The organism is Candidatus Gromoviella agglomerans, from assembly GCF_021065005.1.
Lineage (GTDB): Bacteria > Pseudomonadota > Alphaproteobacteria > CAJXXZ01.
The window spans coordinates 337,735-356,791 of sequence record NZ_CP069247.1 but is presented as its reverse complement, the minus strand read 5'-3'; the positions used below and the strand labels follow the sequence as shown (position 1 = coordinate 356,791).

Sequence of the window (19,057 nt, the reverse complement as noted above, 5' to 3'; positions counted from 1 at the left end):
AAGAAGATTATTGTATAATTTCTTTCCTCTATGGTCATAATATTAGTCTTTTACACGCTCAGAGAGATTTGAACTCACGACCTTTGCCTCCGGAGGGCAACGCTCTATCCACTGAGCTATGAGCGCACCACTCATCATAACATACAATTTGAATTGTGAGTATATATATGACTGTAAATTTTATATTTGGTATATATGCTCTAGTTTTGATGAAAAATATTCTGGATTAATGATTAAATTGTTTGCAAAATCAAATTTTGCTTGATTTTTTTTTGATTCACTCTCATCATACTGGTATGGCGTGTGTAGCTTAGTTGGTTAGAGCGTTGGGTTGTGGTTCCAAAGGTCGCCGGTTCGAATCCGGTCACTCGCCCATATGAATTTTTGGAGATGTTGTGTTTTCTACTTTTCTTTGGTTGCTTTTTGCTTATTGTATTGGATCTTTTCCCTTTGGAGTTGTTATCTCTAAACTAATGAAAATAAGTGATCCAAGGCAAGTTGGCTCTCGAAACATTGGAGCTACTAATGTCTTTAGACAGAGCAAGATTGCTGGTGTGTTGACAATGTTATGTGATCTGTTGAAAGGGTTTGTAGTTGTATATGTGGGGAATGTTTTTTCTTTCTCTCAATTGTTGTTGCTTGGATTTTTCGTGATTTTTGGGCATATTTATCCTATATATTCGCTGTATAAATTTAAGTCAGCAGGTAAGGGTGTTTCAACCCTTCTGGGAGTTGGTTTGTTTCTTGATTACATTTCCGTCTTGATTGCATTTGTATTTTGGATTATTTGTATTAAGGTGTATAAGATATCTTCTTTAGCTTCACTAGTAGGTGTTTCGGTATTTTTGCTGATGCATGTTGTGAGAGCGTTTTCTTATGATAGTCTCACTTTTGCTGTGTGTGTGTGGAGTTTGATATTTTTTTCTCATAAAGAAAATATTCGCGCTCTTGTTGCTGGGCATGAGCGTCGTATTGTTTGATTTTCTATTAGTGAGTTGTATTTGAGATCGATTCTGTTCGTTAATTTAAGTTTACATTCTGAATTGATGTTGTAGATTTTTGAATTTATTTTAACTGAGTTTATATGTTAATATTTTCTTCCTTTGTTTGATTCGTTTTCTTGTGATATTTACTAATATTGTATACTTCTTGTCATCTCTAAATGATTTACGGTAATATGATTAACATATATTATTGATAGCTCGATTGACTTTCTAATTGGGTTGTTGGACGATGATGAAATATAGAATTTGTGGTGTCTATGGATTTTCTATTCTTATCATTGATTTCTGTATTTTTTATATACGTAATTTGTACAATGATTCATCACAAAGTAATCAAAAAAGGTATTGATTCTTCTTTGAGTGTTGTTAGATCGTTAAGTTTTTTCTCCACGGTTGCTACTCTTATAGGTATTCAGGTTGGAGGGGGACTGATAGTTGGTACAGCAGAAATGGCTTACAGTAATGGTTTGTATGGAATCTTTTATGCTTTGGGATTATCGCTCGGTCTGGTATGTTTATCATTTTTTGGAGCGGGGCAGCTTCGAGGAATGAATATACATACAATCCCTGAAATATTTGAAAAATACTATGATAGCTCGGTTTTACGATACATTGCGTCTATCGTATCTATTCTCGCGTTATTTGGTATATTTCTTGGACAAGTTATTGCTTCCAAGAAATTGTTGTATTCGATGGATGTAAATGGAGATTTTTTGTTCGCATGTATATGGCTGTTGATAGTATTGTACGTTGCATTTGGAGGTATGAAATTTATCTCTATTATCAGTAAAGTGCAAGTGTTGATTTTATTTGGAGTTCTGCTTTATATATTGATGTTTTTGATGCAAGAGTTTGATATAAAACCTATAGTTATGTCATCGCAGAGTATTTTGCCTGAAGGAATAGGGTATTCTGCCGTTTTAGTTCCGTTCCTATTCTTGTTTATTGAGCAAGATGTTGCACAGGTGTTATTTTCTGCAAAATCACCCTTTGTGGCCAGAATGAGCTCTTTGTTTGCAGGTATATTTGTATTATTTTTTGCAATGGTCCCAGTTTTTGTTGGTCTTGTTGCTAAGAGTGTGGATTGTTGTAAGATTAATAGTGTGTTATTAGATTTTATATCTCAATATTGTCCTAAATACGTTTCATCAATTATTGGTTTTTTTATTTTGACAGCGATAATTTCAACGGCTGATTCGATATTATTATCGATAAGTTCGATTGTGAGCTTTGATTTCTTTAAAGGTCGCAAGATGTGGTATATAAATGTTCTTGTAGGTGTTTTGGGTATAGTGTGCGCTTTCTCATTTCAAGATTTGATAATGGTTTTTGTTGAGAGTTATCGCATCATGATTTGTACTATATTTGTTCCTGTGGTGATGAGTTATTTCTCAAAATTGACCAGATCTTCTATTGGAGCATGGAGCGCTGTTATTAGTGGATTATTTACATATATTATGTTAAATGAATATTGTGAGTTGTTTTCTATTGTTAATCAGATGATTGCGTATTATCTTTTCTCAAAGATTCAGCGTATGAAGGAGAATAATTTATTCAATCGTTAGAGATTGTGATGATTTTGCTATAAATCTAATGCCCCCATCTTCTAGTAAATTTTTTAAAATTTTTTGAAAAAATGATTTTGTTGAAAGATTGTTTTTCTTTTTATTGCATTATACAATCTACCAAGCCCTTGTGATGGAATGGTAGACATAGTGGACTTAAAATCCACGGACTCCGGTCGTGCTGGTTCGAGTCCAGTTGAGGGCATGCCGAATTAGCTCAGTTGGTAGAGCAATTGATTTGTAATCACTAGGTCGTTGGTTCAAATCCGACATTCGGCACTGTTTATCGGTGAATTCTGATGTTTAGTAGTTTTGATATTATTATTTGCGAATTATTTTTACTCAATTGCATCTCATAGATGTGTTTTGAAGCGATAAAGTACTACCATATGGGGATTATATGACATATCATCATGAAAATGCTTTTATGGTTGTATGAGTCAAGACTTCGTAGTAAATGAAATTGATTGTGTTGATTTTTTGATAGAATTTAAGGCTTTACGTATGTGGAGTATTTCAAGTAAGTATTTGCGTGATATAGTTGCTTCAGTTTGTGAAGCACTCCCTTTTAAGATATCTAGAAGATTTTACGTGAGTTTTTATTTTTCAAATGATGATGAAATGATGAAATACAATAGTCTTTATCGTGGAAAGGATCATTCAACTAATGTTCTGTCTTTTGATGGTTATGAAAGTATATGTGAGTTGATGACAAAATGTGAAGAAGATTTATATCTAGGAGATATAATTCTCTCTTATGAAAAAATTAATGAAGAATCTAATGAAATTGGTTTTTCTAATCATTTAAATGATCTTATAATTCACGGCATGTTGCATTTATTTAAGTATGATCACGATAATGATGAGAATGAGAAGATTATGAATGAGATTGGTGCAAAATCTCTGAATATTTTTCAAAAATTATGATTCAAATATTTGTCGCCTTTGTGTTAGGAATATTGTTCGCTTTGTCATTTTATTCATTCTCGTTAGGATTTGTGTGTAGTGCTTTATTTCTGTTGGAGAATATTTTTAAAGATAAGGTTTATTGGTTTCAGTATTATTACTCATTTGCTTTTGGATATATTAGTTTCAGTTTATATTGGTTGATCTATCCATTCTTGATACTTAACTTAAGTGAATTATCGTTTCTGCTAGTGTTTTTTTGGTCTATTGTTGCATTTCCTATAGCCTTAGCCTTATATCTTCTGAGAGATTACCCATTCTATACAAAATCTATTGGGTTGGCTTTGTTTATGAGTGTTTATGAGCATTTGCTTGAATTGGCACATATTCCGTGGCTGTTGCTTGGACAGGCTATGAGGTTTGATTTGGTGCTGCTGCAAATTGTCAATTTGGGCTCGGTATATGTTTTGACATTTGTATCGGTAATTTTTTGGACAATTCCGTATTTGTTATTTGTGACTAAGAAGAAATTGCTGTGGTTTTTGCATTTATTTGTTTTTTTTCTTTTATACTATCTCGTATGTCTTTATTTGATGCATAACCACGAAAATGTTCATATAATTTGTGAAAATCCATCTGAAAATGACTATTGCTTTAAAGTTGTGCAGACAAATATGACTCAATCAGATAAAAACATGTCAAATCCTGCTATGTTATCGAATATTATTGAGAGAGAATCTTCATTTCCTATTCAAAGTAAAAGGAATATTTTAATTTTACCTGAAAGTATTTTTTTTGAACCTATTGATGCAAAGAGAGATTTCATATCAGTCGAAGGTTTTGATCTGATTTTTGGCGGAGTAAGGATGGATAATGATCTTCTATACAATTCAATGTTTTTTATTAACTCTAGTGTTAGTTATTATGATAAGGTGCATCTTGTGCCATTTGGAGAGTTTATCCCTATCTTTCAATCATTCTTTAAGAATACCTTGAATTTGGACTCTTTTGATTCTGGAGATCATGTTAAGTTGATAAGATTTGATGAACGATACTTTATCTTACCTATGATTTGTTATGACGTTATTTTTCAGCTTTATAAGAAAAAAATACATAATGATTATGAAAAAATACTAGTGATAGTTAATATTGCTAATAATGCTTGGTTTGGACGTTCTTTAGCTTTAAATAAATACTTTGAACATGCTAGATTGAGAGCGATTCAGTTGAGGTTGCCGATTATTGTTTGCTGCAATTCTGGTATATCTGGTCTAATAGACTCACTTGGGAAAGTGTTAATAAAATTTGCAGATAATTCTTATAATTCTTTCTCTTTTGGAATGGGAATGAAATGATATTAAGATGATTGCATATTCATTTTGAAAAAATGCATTGTGTTTGAAGATGTGTGCTACAATTCTGCGAATTCTTTATTGTGGTAATGAACACTCATTATAGTTTTGAAAAAGTGTTTGCGAACAGAAGTCGAAAATTTCATGCATCAGAGAATATAGTATCTGTGTTTAATGAAATATGTATTGATAAATACTTGAATGATGGAGTAGAAAATCGATCTGAAGATATTTCTTACAAATTGTTACTTGATTTTTTGGCTATTAATTCGACAAGCCAAATGTATATGGATGTTGGTTTTGGAGTTGGAGACAATATTCTGTATCAGCTCAAGAATAGCGATGCTTGCATATTGGGATGTGATCCATTTTTTAATGGTGCAATTAAATTGTGTCAATATATTAAAGTTGATTACTTAAAAAGAGTGAAAATTGTTTGCCAGCCTGTGGGGTTTTTACTATCTATGCTTCCGAATGAAGTATTAACTAAGGTATATGTTCTTTTTCCAGATCCATGGCCGAAGAAGCGTCATAATAAGAGAAGAATTTTTTCTAATGAATTTTTATCAGCTTTGACAAGAGTTATTAAGAAAGATGGAGAGGTTTATGCTGCGACAGATAATTTCGATTATGCTTGTATGATGCAGCATGTTATCAATGATTCCAGTGATTTTTTTGATGCAGCAATTCAAAGTTACTCTGAGGATTTGGCTCAGACTAAGTATATGAAAAAATCTGTGAATCAATGCTATTCTATATGTACGAAGAAGATATGAGCACTGAAAATGGATTTTTACTTGTGAAAAAGTAATTGTGTTTATTTTGGAATAACTTATTGCTTTTTTAATTGAACGATTTTGATTTAGGTTATAGATTATATATCTCTGACTGTTTCAGATATTAGCCGGTTACTCTTTATAAATCATTGAATTCTGCAATTTTAGTTTCTCCTCCTTTTATTTTATCTCCCGGTTTGACCAATATTTTGTATTTTGACTCTGAGAGATACAAATCCACACGGCTTCCAAATAAAATTATTCCGTATTCCTCCCCTTTTTTGCATTCCTCACCTTCTTGAGCGTATGATACTATTCTTCTTGCGAGTAACCCTGCAATTTGAGTGCAGATTATTTTCTCTAATCCATTTTCAATTACAATATGATTTTGCTCATTTACTTCGCTGGAAGCGTTATTCATTGCGTTAATAAATTTACCCTTTTGGTATAGAGTTCTTATAATTTTTCCTGAAGTTGGATACCTATTTACGTGTACGTCAAATATATTTAGAAATATGCTGATTCTTTGAAATTTTTGATTATTAGCGTACTCTTCAAGTCCTATTGGTAGATTTGTGACATTAATGCTCTTAATCAATCCGTCAGCAGGGCTAACCACTACATTTTCGTCTGGAATTTTTCTATTAGGATTGCGAAAGAATATTAGAAAAAATATTAGTGCTAAAACTGATATAAGAGATAGCGATTGAATGAAAATTATAGATATAAGTGATATCATCGCGCTGTATTTTATGAAAGGGATTCCTTCTTTATGAAATCTATTAAACATTTTATATAAATGAAATATTGTAATATTATGTATCATATTATTTAGTTTTTTCAATAAATCATGAGTTTAAATGAAAAAATTGACATGCTTAGATTGTATAGATCAAAGAATGTAGGACCTACAAAATTTCGTAAGCTTATTGATAAATATGGATCGGCAACTAAAGCCATAGAAGATATGAAGCAAGGTAGTGTCTTTGGAGTGCAAAACATCGTTTCTAGGCAAGCCGCAGAAAAAGAAATGGAATCTGTTGAGAATTTTGGAGCTCAGTTAATTTTTTATAACGATGATTTATATCCTGAACTCTTAAAAAATATATACGATTCGGATTGTATTCTGACAGTGAAAGGTAATATTGATCTCCTAAAAAAAGAAAAAGTTGCAATAGTTGGTGCAAGAAATGCATCTGTAGCAGGAAAACAATGGACAAGTCAATTTGCAAATAAATTAGGGAAGCACAATTTTGTTATTGTTTCTGGAATGGCAAGAGGAATAGATACAGTTGCTCATACAAGTACTATTAAGACTGGGACTATTGCGGTTTTTGGTTCTGGAATCGACAAGGTATATCCATTAGAGAATACATCTCTGTATAAAGATATTTCTCAGAACGGTCTTATTGTATCTGGATTTGCTTTTGGAGAAGAGCCTCACGCACGAATGTTTGTGAAGAGGAATCAACTTATTGCAGGATTAAGCTGGGGAGTTATAGTTGTTGATGCAAGTATAAATTCTGGGTCGATCATTACTGCGAAATATGCAATTGAGGCTGGGCGAGATGTGTTTGTTGTGCCAAATCATCCTTTTGATATTAGATCAAGAGGAGGAAATGCACTGATAAAGGAGGGTGCTCATCTTTTGGAGGATGTGGACGATTTCTTGTCTGTTTATTCACATATTGGGAGGCGATTTATAGAGAATAATAAGCCGATTGTTATGAATACAGTTGAAAAATTAGCAATAAAGAGTATAAAAAATTTCGAAAAAAAATCATTAACAACAGATGGTTGCTCAAAATCAAGGGATAAGATTTTAGAGTTGTTGAGTAATGTACCTTCATCAATCGATAAGCTTGTCGATTTAAGTGGATTGAGTTTGGAAGAGCTTTTTGATGTGATAAACGAATTGGAGCTTGAAGATTTGATTGAGCGTGATTCTAGTGGAATGGTAATTTTGCGATATCAGTGATTAAGTGTTTAGTGAGTGAAAATTTGTTTAATTTCATTGGGTTCTTAATTATATTCTTTATGATTTGCAATTATGACTATTGCTCTTTCATAAAAATTTTCCTATAAAATCCTATATTGTGTTTATCTAAGTAAGTTTTGAAATTACTAGTAGTTGAATCGCCGTCAAAAGCAAAAATTATAGGGAAGTATATTGGCCAAGATTACAAGGTTATTTCTAGTGGTGGGCATATTCGTGAGTTGCCATCAAAAAATGGTTCTGTTGATGTGAGTGATTTTTCTATGAGTTGGATTTTGACTGAGCGTGGTAAAGGGTTTGTAAAAGAGGTGAAGAAGTATCTCTCTGATGTGTCAAATATAATTTTAGCAACTGATCCTGATCGAGAAGGTGAAGGAATTGCTTGGCATATATCAGAAGTTATAAAAGATATCAAACAATCAAAATCTACTGTGAATGGTAGAAGTATGCAAAGAATATCTTTTAATGCTGTTACGAAAAAAGATGTGATTAATGCAATACACTCCCCTAGAGAAGTAGATATGTGCTTGGTTGATGCATACAAAACACGTTTGCGAATAGATTATTTGTTTGGATTTAATATTTCTCCTGTTTTATGGCGAAAATTACCTGGTAGTAAATCAGCTGGTCGTGTGCAATCTGTTGCATTGAGATTGCTAGTTGAGAGAGCTCAAGAAATTGCAAAGTTTGTTGCACAAGAATATTGGACTATTGATGGTAAATTCAGTCTGCCTTTAGTGAACGATCTTTTGATGCGTCTTGTTGAGTTTGATGGAAAGAAACTCGATAAATTGGATATCAAAAATGAAGAAATGGCCCTGAATATTGAAAAATCGCTCAAAAGACAGAGTTTTTTTATCAGTGATATTCAAGATTCAAATATTAAGAAAAATCCCAATCCTCCATTTAATACAGCGACTCTCCAACAGTCTGCAGTGAATGAGTTAAATATGCGTGCTGTGCGCGTAATGAGAATAGCGCAAGACCTATATGAAGGTATGGAAATTAATGGAGAAATGCAGGGATTAATAACTTATATGCGTACTGACAGCATTGTTATGAGTGATGAAGCGATTGTTGAGTGCAGAAAAAATATCTCTGATTTGTTTGGTGATAAATATGTATCAGAATCCATTCGTGTTTATAAAAGTAAGGCAAAGAATGCGCAAGAAGCTCATGAAGCAATTCGTCCAACCGATTTTTCAAATACTCCCGATAAAGTACGTGCATTTTTGTCTGATGAGCATTTTCGTGTTTATGATATTATATGGAGAAGAGCTGTAGCATCACAAATGGCTAGCGCTCTATTAGTTTCAAGAAATATAAAAGCAAGCAGTAAAGATGGTGCTACTTTTTCTGTCAGTGGATCAAAGATATTATTTGATGGATTTTATATAATCTCAAGAGATAAGAATAATGAATCATTCCTTCCTGATGTAGAAATTCATTCTAAACTTAATGTAAATGAATTTTTAAAAGACCAGCATTTTACTAAGCCATCTCCAAACTATACAGAAGCGAGTTTGGTAAAGAAATTAGAAGAAATTGGAGTTGGACGACCAAGTACCTATGCTAGAATATTTCAAGTTTTGATCGATCGAGAATATGCATTTTATGATGGCAAGGCAATGATTCCTCACTATCGTGGCATAATAGTTACTCAGTTTTTGATACATTTTTTTGCGAAGTATATTGAATACGATTTCACTGCAGAGATGGAGAATGCTCTAGATGAAGTGTCTTCTGGTAACTTAAATGCTAATGATTTGATGAAGACTTTCTGGACTGATTTCTCTAAAACTGTTATGGATTCATCATCGATTCAAATATCTCAAGTCCTATCTGTTTTGCAAAATGAATTGAGCTTCTTGCTTTTTCCTCAAGGGGATGCAAGTAAAATATGTCCGAAATGTAATTCTAGTCTCGAACTTCGATTAGGTAAAATCAATCCATTTATTGGATGTTCGGCTTATGCAAATGGAACTTGCTCGTATGTTCGCTCTTTAGATGGAGAAGAATCAAATAGTAATTTAAAAAATCAGCATGGATATGATATAGAAATTGTACCTGGACCTTACGGTAAATATTTACGAGTGTCTTTTGATGGAAAAATGAAAAATATATCGCTAACAGGAATTAATGATGAAATTACTCCTGATAAAGCGATTTTTCTGTACAATTTGCCAGCAAACCTTGGAGAATATAATGAATCTCCTCTTGATCTATGTATAGGAAGGTTTGGTCCATATGTGAAAAATGGTAGTATTATGGCTTCGCTTAAGAAAAATGACAATGTTTTTGACATTACATTTGAGAGAGCTGTCGATCTTATATATGAAAGGGCAAACAAGGTAGTTACAGAGAATTTTGTACGAAAAAAAACTGCTGTGGCTAAGAAGAAATATTCTGCTACTCGCAAGAAAAAAGAGTAGTGTGTCGAGATTTATGCTTTCTAGCTATTGTTTGTTTGAAGTAGCGCTTTGTTGCAAATTAGAAACATTGCGATCTGTCCATATGTTTTGTAAAATTCCTTTTCTAGCTATTATTTATGTTTGATAATTCAGAAAGTATTTCTGCAAGTAAATTAAAGCGTATAAAGCAACTGAAGGAAAAAATTACATATTATGATGCTATGTATTATGGAAAGAATGTTTCTGTGATTCCTGATAAGGAATATGACTTGCTTAAATGTGAATTGGAGAGCTTGTTTGAAGATATTACCATTGGACGTGGCATTGATGCAGATAATAAAATTCGTCATTTAGCTCCTGTCTTATCATTGAAAAATGTCTACTCGAGAGATCAGTTAGCTGCGTTTGTTGATAGAATACAAAAATCATGTCCTGATGGGAACATAGAATTTGTTGGAGAATTGAAAGTTGATGGATTGACTTTGATCATTAAATATGATCAGCATCATGCTATATCTTTTGCGACGAGAGGAGATGGCTCTTGTGGAGAAAATGTAAAAGCAAACGCGATTTATATTCAAAATATTCGTCATAACTTAATGCAAAATTGTGTTGAAGTGAATGATTTTAGCAAATTCATTAGTAATACTGATGAACTTTTTTTTCGAAATGAATCATTTTTTGATTCTCATGATTTTAAGAATTTTCATGATATTAACTCTGTGTTTGAGGTGCGCGGAGAGGTTTATCTAAATAAAAATGACTATATTGCAATAAATGAATTGTGTAAAGGGAAATTTTCAACATCGCGACATGCTGCATCTGGATTGCTTAGGCAAATTAATGCATCTGTTGAAGATCAAAAGAAATTACGTTTTATGGCACATGGTTTTTTTGGTGATTTTTATGAATTTACGAAATACACTCAGGTTATGTCTGTGTTGAGTAATTGTGGAATTGAATGTGTTCCAAGAAGAATATGCTCCAATCTCACTGAAATGGTTGAATTTTATGAGCATATTGCAAAAATTCGTGATAATTTACCTTGTCATATCGATGGAATAGTATTTAAAGTTAATGATTTGAATTTACAGAGTGTTATTGGCTCATCGGGAGCATATCCTCGGTATGCTATAGCATATAAATTTGACGCAAACATAGGGGTGTCTAAGTTAATTAATGTTTCTTGGCAAGTTGGAAGGACTGGACAGGTGACTCCTGTAGCTAATATAGAGACAATTAACTTAGGGGGGGTGAATATATCAAATGTTACGCTACATAATTACCAAGAAATCGTCAATATGGAAATGAAAATAGGAGATTACATCACTGTTGAAAGAGCTGGCGATGTGATACCTCACATTATTGGTGTGAGAAAAGCAAATATTACTGAAAGCAATAAGCATTCAGATATAAGATGTCCAAATCTCTGTCCTTGTTGTAAAACTCCCCTGCGTTACGAATCTCCATTGCTTTTTTGTGAAAATCCAAATTGTAGAGATAAGAAAATTGCATCGATACTTCATTTTGTTTCGCGAGATGCTATGAACATAAGTGGACTCGGAGTCAAAAATGTTCAATACCTATACAAAGCTGGCGCTCTTCAATCTTTTGTGGATATCTTTAAACTGAATCGTACTGTATTGAGCAGGTTTTGGAAAGATAAGTCAATCGATAATTTGCTAAAAGAAATTGATAATGCGAAAAATACGACTTTTGATAGATTTCTATACGCAATTGGTATTCGTGGAGTCGGAAAATTTACTGCAAGAATTATTGCAAACAAGTATAAATCGGTAAATGACTTCTTAAAAATGTTTGATCATATAAACCAATCTGATTTTGTAGCTAAAAAAGAATTCATAGCATCAAACTTAAGTGAAATTCATGGAATCGGATCTGTTGTGGCAAATGAAATTGTTGCTTTTTTTTGCAAACACTATTTTGATGTGTTAGCTCTATTGCAATTTCTTTCTATTGAAGATTACAATACAGAAACTCTACCTTTAGATAACAAAAGAATTGCAATAACAGGAAAGTTTTCGCTTGGATCTAGATCTTATATTTTGAATATTATATCAAAATTTGGTGGGATTTATACGACTACTATCTCCAAGAATACAGATATTTTGCTTACAGGTGATGGAGATGGCAGTAAATTGCAAAAAGCATTGAAATTTGGTGTCCAGATCATGAATGAAAATGAATTTGCAATTATTACAAAAATGCTAAAGTGATTTTTTCATTTGCATCTTTATAATTTTCAATTAGCTTGATCTGCTTTTGTTAGTCATGCTTCTTCTGAAGAATATGAATGTTTTGATCTAAAATGAATTGTTGATAAAGTTTCAACTTCTATTATTTACCTTAAAGTAAAAATGCATTTAAGTGTGAATAGCAAAATGTAAAGTCTTTTGTGATAATTTTCTATCTGATTATTTTGTCCATTCATTTTACTTTCAGTTCACATTTATATATCTCTCAAATTTTTGTTTGTCTGCGAGAAATTCCCTCATTCTAATTAAATAGTTTTATAATGTATAACTGAATTAATTTGTTTGTAGTCCATTTTCAAGTGCTTTTTCTAAAAATTCTGATATATCTCCGTTGAGTATATTTTGTGCATCAGACCGTTCTAAGTTAGTTCTATTATCCTTAACCATTTGGTATGGTTGTAATACATATGATCTTATTTGATTCCCCCACTCAATATTTTTCTTGGAGGAATTTTTCTTCTGAAGATCACTCATTTTTTTTTCTAGTTCAATCTGATACAATCTCGATTTTAGCATTTTCATAGCTTCAGCTTTATTTTTATGTTGCGATCTGTCATCTTGACATTGCACAACAATGTTTGTTGGAATGTGAGTTATTCTTATTGCAGAATCAGTCTTGTTAACATGCTGTCCACCTGCTCCAGAAGCGCGAAATGTGTCAATGCGTAAGTCTTTTTCTTGTATTTGAATTTCAATAGAATCGTCAATTTCAGGATATGCCCAAACTGATGAAAAGCTGGTGTGTCTTCGTGAAGATGAGTCGAATGGAGATATTCGCACCAATCTATGCACACCTGATTCAAATTTCAGCCACCCATATGCATGAGTTGATGATTGATTGATAATCTTTATGCAGATGTTTTTTATTCCAGCTTCTTCTCCTTTGAGTTGATTAACAATCTCAACAGAATATCCAGATTTTTCCGCCCATTTTATGTACATGTTTGATAACATTTCCGTCCAATCTTGAGCCTCTGTTCCGCCTGCGCCTGAGTTTATTTCAAGGAAGCAGTTACAGTCATCTCCTTCGCTTGATAAAAAGCATATTATGCTGCTTCTTTTTACTTGCGCAAGCAAAGTTTCTGCATCTGAGTATAAATTATTAATAAATTCATCGGAATCATCCATTTCGAGAAATTGCTCTATGTCCTCAAGGGATTTTCTGAAATTGTTGTACATTGAAATTGTCTTTTGCAGATAGTCAACTTCTTTACTCAGAGATATTGCTTGAGATGGATTGTCCCATAAAGATGGATCAGAAAGTGTGTCTTGTAAGCTCGTTAATGTTTCTGTTTTTTGATTAATATTGAGACTATTACTCATCATATTGAGTGTTTTTTTTACCTCATTTAGTATGTCTTTTATTTCGATCTTCATCTATTGGCATGTCATGATTGAATCATATTATCACATCATTTTTATTCAGTGAATTTTTTGAATTTATGAATGTTATTAATTAATTTTTTTAAAAATTGCTTTAGTGGATAAATGTACATCGCATTCAATTATATCTTTGTTTTGAATTTGTCTTTCATCTCTTTGATAAATGTAGATTGTGTTTTTCACTAGATTTGATATGTTATTTGGTTCATAAATTTCTGCAATGATATGAATTGTTGATCATCATATGATTCTACTGTTTCTTTAGCTTCTCTTGATAACTCTGAATGTCTATCTAAATCAGCAAAATTGAATATTTTGAATTCTCCACTTTGTGCTGTTCCATAAAATTCGCCCGCACCTCTTAGTTCAAGGTCTTTAGTTGCAATTACAAATCCATCATTAGTTTCTCGCATTATGTTCAGTCTTTCTTTGATTTTTTGACCAAAAGCGTTGCATAGTAAAAAACATACAGATTGCTTGTCATTTCTGCCGACTCTGCCTCTGAGTTGGTGCAATTGTGATAATCCAAACCTCTCTGCATTTTCTACAACTATGAATGTTGCATTTGGAATATCGATTCCAGTTTCGATTACTGTTGTGCATAAAATTAATTTCTTATCGCCTTCTTTGAATTTTTGCATTATAGAATTTTTTTCATCTTCTGGAATCTCGCTGTGTAGTATTGATATACAAGATATGTCGATTTGTTTACTTCTTTTAAATATTTCTATTCTGCTTTCTATTGAGCTCATCTCTTCGTTTTCCTTTATTGATGGGCATACCCAATAACCGCATTCTTCATTTTTTATTTTGTCGAATATGTGATTTAAGAGACTCTCCTCTTTGTTTTTATGAATGATATATGTTTTTATTTCAAATCGATCTGGGAGTTTTTGTTCGATTTTTGACAAATTGATAAATCCAGATAAAGTATGCTCGAGAGTTCGAGGGATTGGAGTCGCGCTCATTATTAGCATGTTGACTTGCTTGTTTATGCCTTTTTCGTAAATAGCATTTCGTTGAGATACTCCAAATTTGTGCAATTCATCGATGATTACGTATTCAAGATTATGAAATTTAATTTTATTTGAGAAAAGCGAGTGAGTTCCAAATATTACTTGAATTTGGTTGCTAAATATTCCTTCTCTGATTTTTGTCTTTTCCTTTTCTTTCATCGATCCTGTTAGAAGGGTAGTTGTAATCTTTATTAAAGTCATTTTCTGTATCGTTTTTATGAAATTTTCGTAGTGCTGTCTGGCTAAAATTTCAGTTGGACAGATAAATGCAATTTGAACATCATGTTCAGCAAAACTTAATATTGATAGAAAGGCGATTATTGTTTTTCCACTACCTACATCTCCGTGAAGTACTCTGTATGTAATTAGATTATTTGCTAAATCTTTGTCGATTGTATGTAGTGCATTCCGCTGTGAAGGTGTAAGCTCTTTTATTCCGTAATTTTGCAAAAATTCCTGTCGAATGGATTCATTTGGACTATAAATTCTGCACTTTTGTGTTGTTGTTTGATTGTGTAGGTAGTGAAATAACAGCTCATCAAAAGCAAGACGATTTATTGCTAATTTGTATTGTTCATCATTTTTTGAGAAATGTAGGTTCAAGATTGCTTCTTTCCATGTTGGAAAATTAAATCTTTCTACTATTTTGAGTGGAATCCATTCATCGATCTCTGGAATGTCTATTGATTTTATAAATTTTACTATGTCATTTGATGTTAAACCGTAAGGAAGAGAGTACTGAGATATTCTTTGATTTGTTTCTACTCTTGAAAAAGTTGGATGTATGAATTTTAGTAAAACTCTTTGATTTGTGATTGTTTTTTCGTACTTTCCGCTCACAATCCCAAAAGATGATGTGATAGAGCGCACTGAATTTATGTGAAAAAATACCATTTCGATATCTATGTGATTTAATGTTTGGCATGGATGATCATGCTCAATATCATCAGCAATTTTTCCTCGAAGAATGAAGTGTTTTTTATTGACGCTAGTACTTCTGTTGATTTTGATATTGCACACTCGAATGCTTGCACATTCCTTTGATTTGCTTATGAATTTGAAATCTTGACTTTGCATTAGTGGAAATTCGAATATTCTTATTGGCTGAAAGAATAATAGGTCTAATATTGTATGAATACCTATTCTTTTCATCAATGGTAATTTTTTTGGCCCAACATTTTTGCAATGAGAAATGTCTTGAAATAACACTTGCAAAGTGATCATGAAATGAGTTTGAATGAATTTTATAACTTATGAAAAGAAAGATCACTATTTTTGTTTAGTTTCTTATATTACGAGATTTTTGTTAATTAAGAATCTGTATAAAAAACTAAAATTTTTGAATGAGCGAGAAGATTGAACCGATATTTTTTGAAAAACAAAGCTGAGATTGCGCAGATTGTATTCTTTTGTGTTTTTAGTCTACTTAGTGAATAGAATTTATTGCTCCGATCTATGATTTTACGTATTTTTCTAGTTCACTTTGAGTGCATAACCCTAATTTAATAGGATTGTGAGCGATGACGCTTTTGAGTTTTCCTCCTCTGTTTTTGATTGTTCTAACCATATCGATCGAAGAGTTACTCAATTTTGCTATGACTTCATTTTCTAGCGATGGATATTTTTTGAGCAGCCAAATTATTGCACTTATGCTATCATTTGTTGTTATATGATTGCTTTTTGCTGGTTTGTAATGAAATTTGTATTTCTCATCGTTTGATGCGATTAATATTGCATCTTCATCTCTTTCGCATCTATGAATTTCTTCAATTGTAAGTTGCCCGTTCTCAATTGGGTTTAGACCTTCCTTTATATCATGATTACCATCCGCCATGCTTTGTATCTCGATTATGCTCAAAGAGCAAAATTGGGATATTTGCTCAAAAGTCAGAGATGTATTTTGTATTAGCCAAATAGCTATCGCTTTTTTAGATAGAATCTCTACCATCTGTTTATGAACATGTTATGGAGTAATTATATTACAATAAATCATACAATGGAACACGCTTGAGAGGACTTGAACCTCCGACCGCAAGATTAGGAATCCTGTGCTCTGTCCATCTGAGCTACAAGCGCATGAGCTAACTATACCATAGCCTCTTAGAGTGTTCCAGACTTTGCAAGTTTATAAAAATTTTCGACGAAGTTAATGACTTCTTGTTGAAACTATATTAAAATCAAAAAGTCGTGTTTTTTATAACTTTTACAGGAGGTTACCGATGTCTTCTTCGAATTTAAGATTGATAGATGATTGTTTGTTAGTGTGTATTTTGAAGTCAGAAAGCAAAAGCGGAATTATATTCCCAGATACATCTGATAAATCTCAAGTTGCAAGAGTTCTAGAGGTTGGGCCAGGGAAAATGGATGGAAAGGGAGAAACTAGAGTCGCTCTTGACATCAAGAAAGGGGATATGATTCTTCTTAGAAAACATGCTGGAACTGATGTTAATTATCAGGAATTATCAGATTTTGGTTTGAATTTGTCTATTCCTGCTGATTCTAGTAGAGTTGCAGTTATTCGTTACTCAGACGTGTTGTTAGTGTTTTAATTTTGGAGGTGATATATGGCTGGAGTTGAAATCGTAAGTGGAAATGTCGGCATTGATAGAATTTTGAGTGGTGCGAATAAGATTACTGATGCTGTAAAGGTTACTTTGGGTCCTAAAGGTAGAAATGTTATTATTGCAAAAGAATACGGTGCGCCTGATATTACAAAAGACGGAGTAACAGTGGTTAAAGCTATTGAATTCTCTGATGCTGTTGAAAATATTGGAGCGCAATTGATTCGCTCAGCAAGTTCAAAAACAGTTGATGAAGCAGGAGATGGTACTACTAGTGTTGCTATTTTGACTAATGCTTGTATGCAGAGTATGGCAACAGTTTGCAGAGATCGTAAGGTCAATCAGGCTAAAGTTAGGCTAGGGATGGAAAAAGCTAGAGATAAAATATTGGAGCAATTGAGAGCTATGGCAGTGAAGGTCTCAAATGAAGAATCTGTCAAAAATGTTGCGACTATATCTGCAAATGGAGATGATTCTCTTGGGCAGCTCGTAGCTACTGTTATATCTAAAACAGGAATGGACGGAGCTGTTACAGTTGAGTCAGGAAAATCCCTCAATACAGAGATAGAGGTTGTACAAGGATTGCAGTTTGATAAAGGTTATATTTCTCCTTATTTTTGTGGATCTGATTCAGTGGTGTGTGAGTTGGAAAATCCGTACATATTGATATTTGATGGCAAGATTTCATCTGCTGCTTCTATTGTTGCGGTTTTGGAAGGTGTGCTGAAGTCAAATAGATCACTTTTGATTATTGCTGATGATGTTGATGGAGATGCTCTTACTGTGCTTATTGTTAACAAATTACGTGGTGCATTGAAGGTTTGTGCTGTGAAATCTCCAGGGTTTGGCAACAGAAAAGATGAATTAATGCAGGATATTGCGATAATGACAAAGGGTAAGGTGTTTTCTTCTAAATTTGGAGATAAGCTTGATGCTATAGGATTATCCGATCTCGGTTCTGCTGAAAGCATAAAAGTGACTAAAGATAGTACAGTGATTGTTGGAGGTAAAGGTGATAAGGCTGATGTTAATGCTAGAGTTGCTCAGATAAAGTCACTTCTTGACAATGAGACTAGCGAATATGAAAGAGAAAAACTTCAAGAAAGAATTGCTAAATTATCAGGTGGAGTTGGTGTGATAAAAGTTGGAGGCGCAACTGAAATTGAGGTAAAGGAGAAGAAAGATAGATTAGATGATGCATTGCGTGCGACAAAATCGGCGATGGAAGGTGGAATTGTTCCTGGTGGAGGAATTGCTCTTTTGAGATGTCGAGATGCTTTGAGTCAATTGATGAAGTTGGAAGATTCTCCTGATATTAAATTGGGTGTTCAGATAGTTTACGATGCTCTGTCTTTGCCTATAGAGACAATTTTATTTAATGCTGGTGAAAAGTCTGATTTGATTGTGGATAAGATAATGAGCTCGCCTGATACAAATTATGGATTCGATGCAAGTCGCGGTGTATTTTGTGATATGATCAAGTCCGGCATTATAGATCCTGTCAATGTCACGATAAGTGCAATAAAGAATGCAATATCGGTTGCTTCTACTGCAATAGGAACTGAAGTTGTTGTGTCCAAGGATAAAGAACAGACTCCAAAAGATACTAGTCCGATGGGTCCATATTAATTCTGATTGTAATTTTGTTGGTTTTTTTGGTGAAGCTGGTGGAGTCTTTCGATAATTTGCTCAGTTTTGGTGGAGTTTTTCAATAATTTGCTCAGTTTTGGTGGAGTTTTTCAATAACTTGCTCAGTTTTGGTGGAGTCTTTCAATAATTTGCTCAGTTTTGGTGGAGTCTTTCAATAATTT

General features: G+C 33.0%; 14 protein-coding genes and 5 tRNA genes. 13 read left to right on the top strand and 6 right to left on the bottom strand.

Annotated elements, in window-relative coordinates:
• Window positions 1-53 precede the first annotated feature (53 nt).
• Window positions 54-126 (bottom strand) — tRNA-Arg (locus Gromo_RS01485).
• A 172-nt stretch (window positions 127-298) separates the two neighbouring features.
• On the opposite strand from Gromo_RS01485, the gene Gromo_RS01480 reads away from it, so the two are divergent.
• The 8 genes from Gromo_RS01480 to trmB all read left to right on the top strand — a co-directional run bounded on the left by Gromo_RS01480 (window position 299) and on the right by trmB (window position 5,603).
• Window positions 299-374 (top strand) — tRNA-His (locus Gromo_RS01480).
• Window positions 375-395: 21 nt separating this feature from the next.
• On the top strand, window positions 396-980 hold the full coding sequence (locus tag Gromo_RS01475; protein ID WP_231158705.1) for a glycerol-3-phosphate acyltransferase: 585 nt from the start codon (window positions 396-398) through the stop codon (window positions 978-980).
• 281 nt (window positions 981-1,261) lie between these two features.
• The gene (locus Gromo_RS01470) at window positions 1,262-2,569 is read left to right on the top strand and encodes a sodium:solute symporter family transporter (protein ID WP_231158704.1); all 1,308 of its coding nucleotides are present in this window, start codon (window positions 1,262-1,264) and stop codon (window positions 2,567-2,569) included.
• A 124-nt stretch (window positions 2,570-2,693) separates the two neighbouring features.
• Window positions 2,694-2,774: transfer RNA gene (locus Gromo_RS01465), tRNA-Leu, on the top strand.
• A 1-nt stretch (window position 2,775) separates the two neighbouring features.
• Window positions 2,776-2,848, top strand: a tRNA-Thr gene (locus Gromo_RS01460).
• A gap of 156 nt (window positions 2,849-3,004) precedes the next feature.
• Window positions 3,005-3,496 (top strand): rRNA maturation RNase YbeY, encoded by a 492-nt coding sequence (ybeY, locus tag Gromo_RS01455; protein ID WP_231158703.1) that lies wholly within the window; start codon window positions 3,005-3,007, stop codon window positions 3,494-3,496.
• Window positions 3,493-4,830, top strand: coding sequence for an apolipoprotein N-acyltransferase (lnt, locus tag Gromo_RS01450; protein ID WP_231158702.1), 1,338 nt, complete (start codon window positions 3,493-3,495; stop codon window positions 4,828-4,830). Before ybeY ends, lnt begins: the two co-directional genes overlap by 4 nt.
• A gap of 86 nt (window positions 4,831-4,916) precedes the next feature.
• Window positions 4,917-5,603, top strand: coding sequence for a tRNA (guanine(46)-N(7))-methyltransferase TrmB (trmB, locus tag Gromo_RS01445; RefSeq protein ID WP_231158701.1), 687 nt, complete (start codon window positions 4,917-4,919; stop codon window positions 5,601-5,603).
• A 139-nt stretch (window positions 5,604-5,742) separates the two neighbouring features.
• Here trmB and Gromo_RS01440 read toward each other — a convergent pair whose 3' ends face one another.
• Complete coding sequence (locus tag Gromo_RS01440; RefSeq protein ID WP_231158700.1) at window positions 5,743-6,393, bottom strand: phosphatidylserine decarboxylase; 651 nt, start codon at window positions 6,391-6,393, stop codon at window positions 5,743-5,745.
• Between the two features lie 60 nt (window positions 6,394-6,453).
• Between Gromo_RS01440 and dprA the strand changes: the two genes are divergently transcribed.
• The 3 genes from dprA (at window position 6,454) to ligA (ending at window position 12,247) form a co-directional block, all read left to right on the top strand.
• Entirely contained in the window at window positions 6,454-7,581 is a 1,128-nt protein-coding gene (gene dprA / locus Gromo_RS01435; RefSeq protein WP_231158699.1) for a DNA-processing protein DprA, read from the top strand.
• 137 nt (window positions 7,582-7,718) lie between these two features.
• Entirely contained in the window at window positions 7,719-10,031 is a 2,313-nt protein-coding gene (gene topA, locus Gromo_RS01430; RefSeq protein WP_231158698.1) for a type I DNA topoisomerase, read from the top strand.
• Between the two features lie 116 nt (window positions 10,032-10,147).
• Window positions 10,148-12,247, top strand: coding sequence for an NAD-dependent DNA ligase LigA (ligA, locus tag Gromo_RS01425; RefSeq protein WP_231158697.1), 2,100 nt, complete (start codon window positions 10,148-10,150; stop codon window positions 12,245-12,247).
• A gap of 312 nt (window positions 12,248-12,559) precedes the next feature.
• Here the strand turns inward: ligA and prfB are convergent, their stop codons facing one another.
• The 4 genes from prfB to Gromo_RS01405 all read right to left on the bottom strand — a co-directional run bounded on the left by prfB (window position 12,560) and on the right by Gromo_RS01405 (window position 16,761).
• Window positions 12,560-13,663 carry a peptide chain release factor 2 gene (prfB, locus tag Gromo_RS01420; RefSeq protein WP_274381144.1) on the bottom strand — a complete coding sequence of 368 codons (1,104 nt, stop codon included), beginning with the start codon at window positions 13,661-13,663 and terminating at the stop codon, window positions 12,560-12,562.
• 188 nt (window positions 13,664-13,851) lie between these two features.
• On the bottom strand, window positions 13,852-15,909 hold the full coding sequence (locus Gromo_RS01415; protein WP_231158696.1) for an ATP-dependent DNA helicase RecG: 2,058 nt from the start codon (window positions 15,907-15,909) through the stop codon (window positions 13,852-13,854).
• A gap of 229 nt (window positions 15,910-16,138) precedes the next feature.
• Window positions 16,139-16,633 carry a cell cycle transcriptional regulator TrcR gene (locus Gromo_RS01410; RefSeq protein WP_231158695.1) on the bottom strand — a complete coding sequence of 165 codons (495 nt, stop codon included), beginning with the start codon at window positions 16,631-16,633 and terminating at the stop codon, window positions 16,139-16,141.
• 54 nt (window positions 16,634-16,687) lie between these two features.
• Window positions 16,688-16,761 (bottom strand) — tRNA-Arg (locus Gromo_RS01405).
• Window positions 16,762-16,904: 143 nt separating this feature from the next.
• Between Gromo_RS01405 and Gromo_RS01400 the strand changes: the two genes are divergently transcribed.
• The gene (locus Gromo_RS01400; RefSeq protein ID WP_231158694.1) at window positions 16,905-17,234 is read left to right on the top strand and encodes a hypothetical protein; all 330 of its coding nucleotides are present in this window, start codon (window positions 16,905-16,907) and stop codon (window positions 17,232-17,234) included.
• Between the two features lie 15 nt (window positions 17,235-17,249).
• Window positions 17,250-18,875: a chaperonin GroEL gene (gene groL, locus Gromo_RS01395; protein ID WP_231158693.1), complete on the top strand. Its 1,626-nt coding sequence runs from the start codon at window positions 17,250-17,252 to the stop codon at window positions 18,873-18,875.
• The last annotated feature ends 182 nt before the right edge of the window (window positions 18,876-19,057 follow it).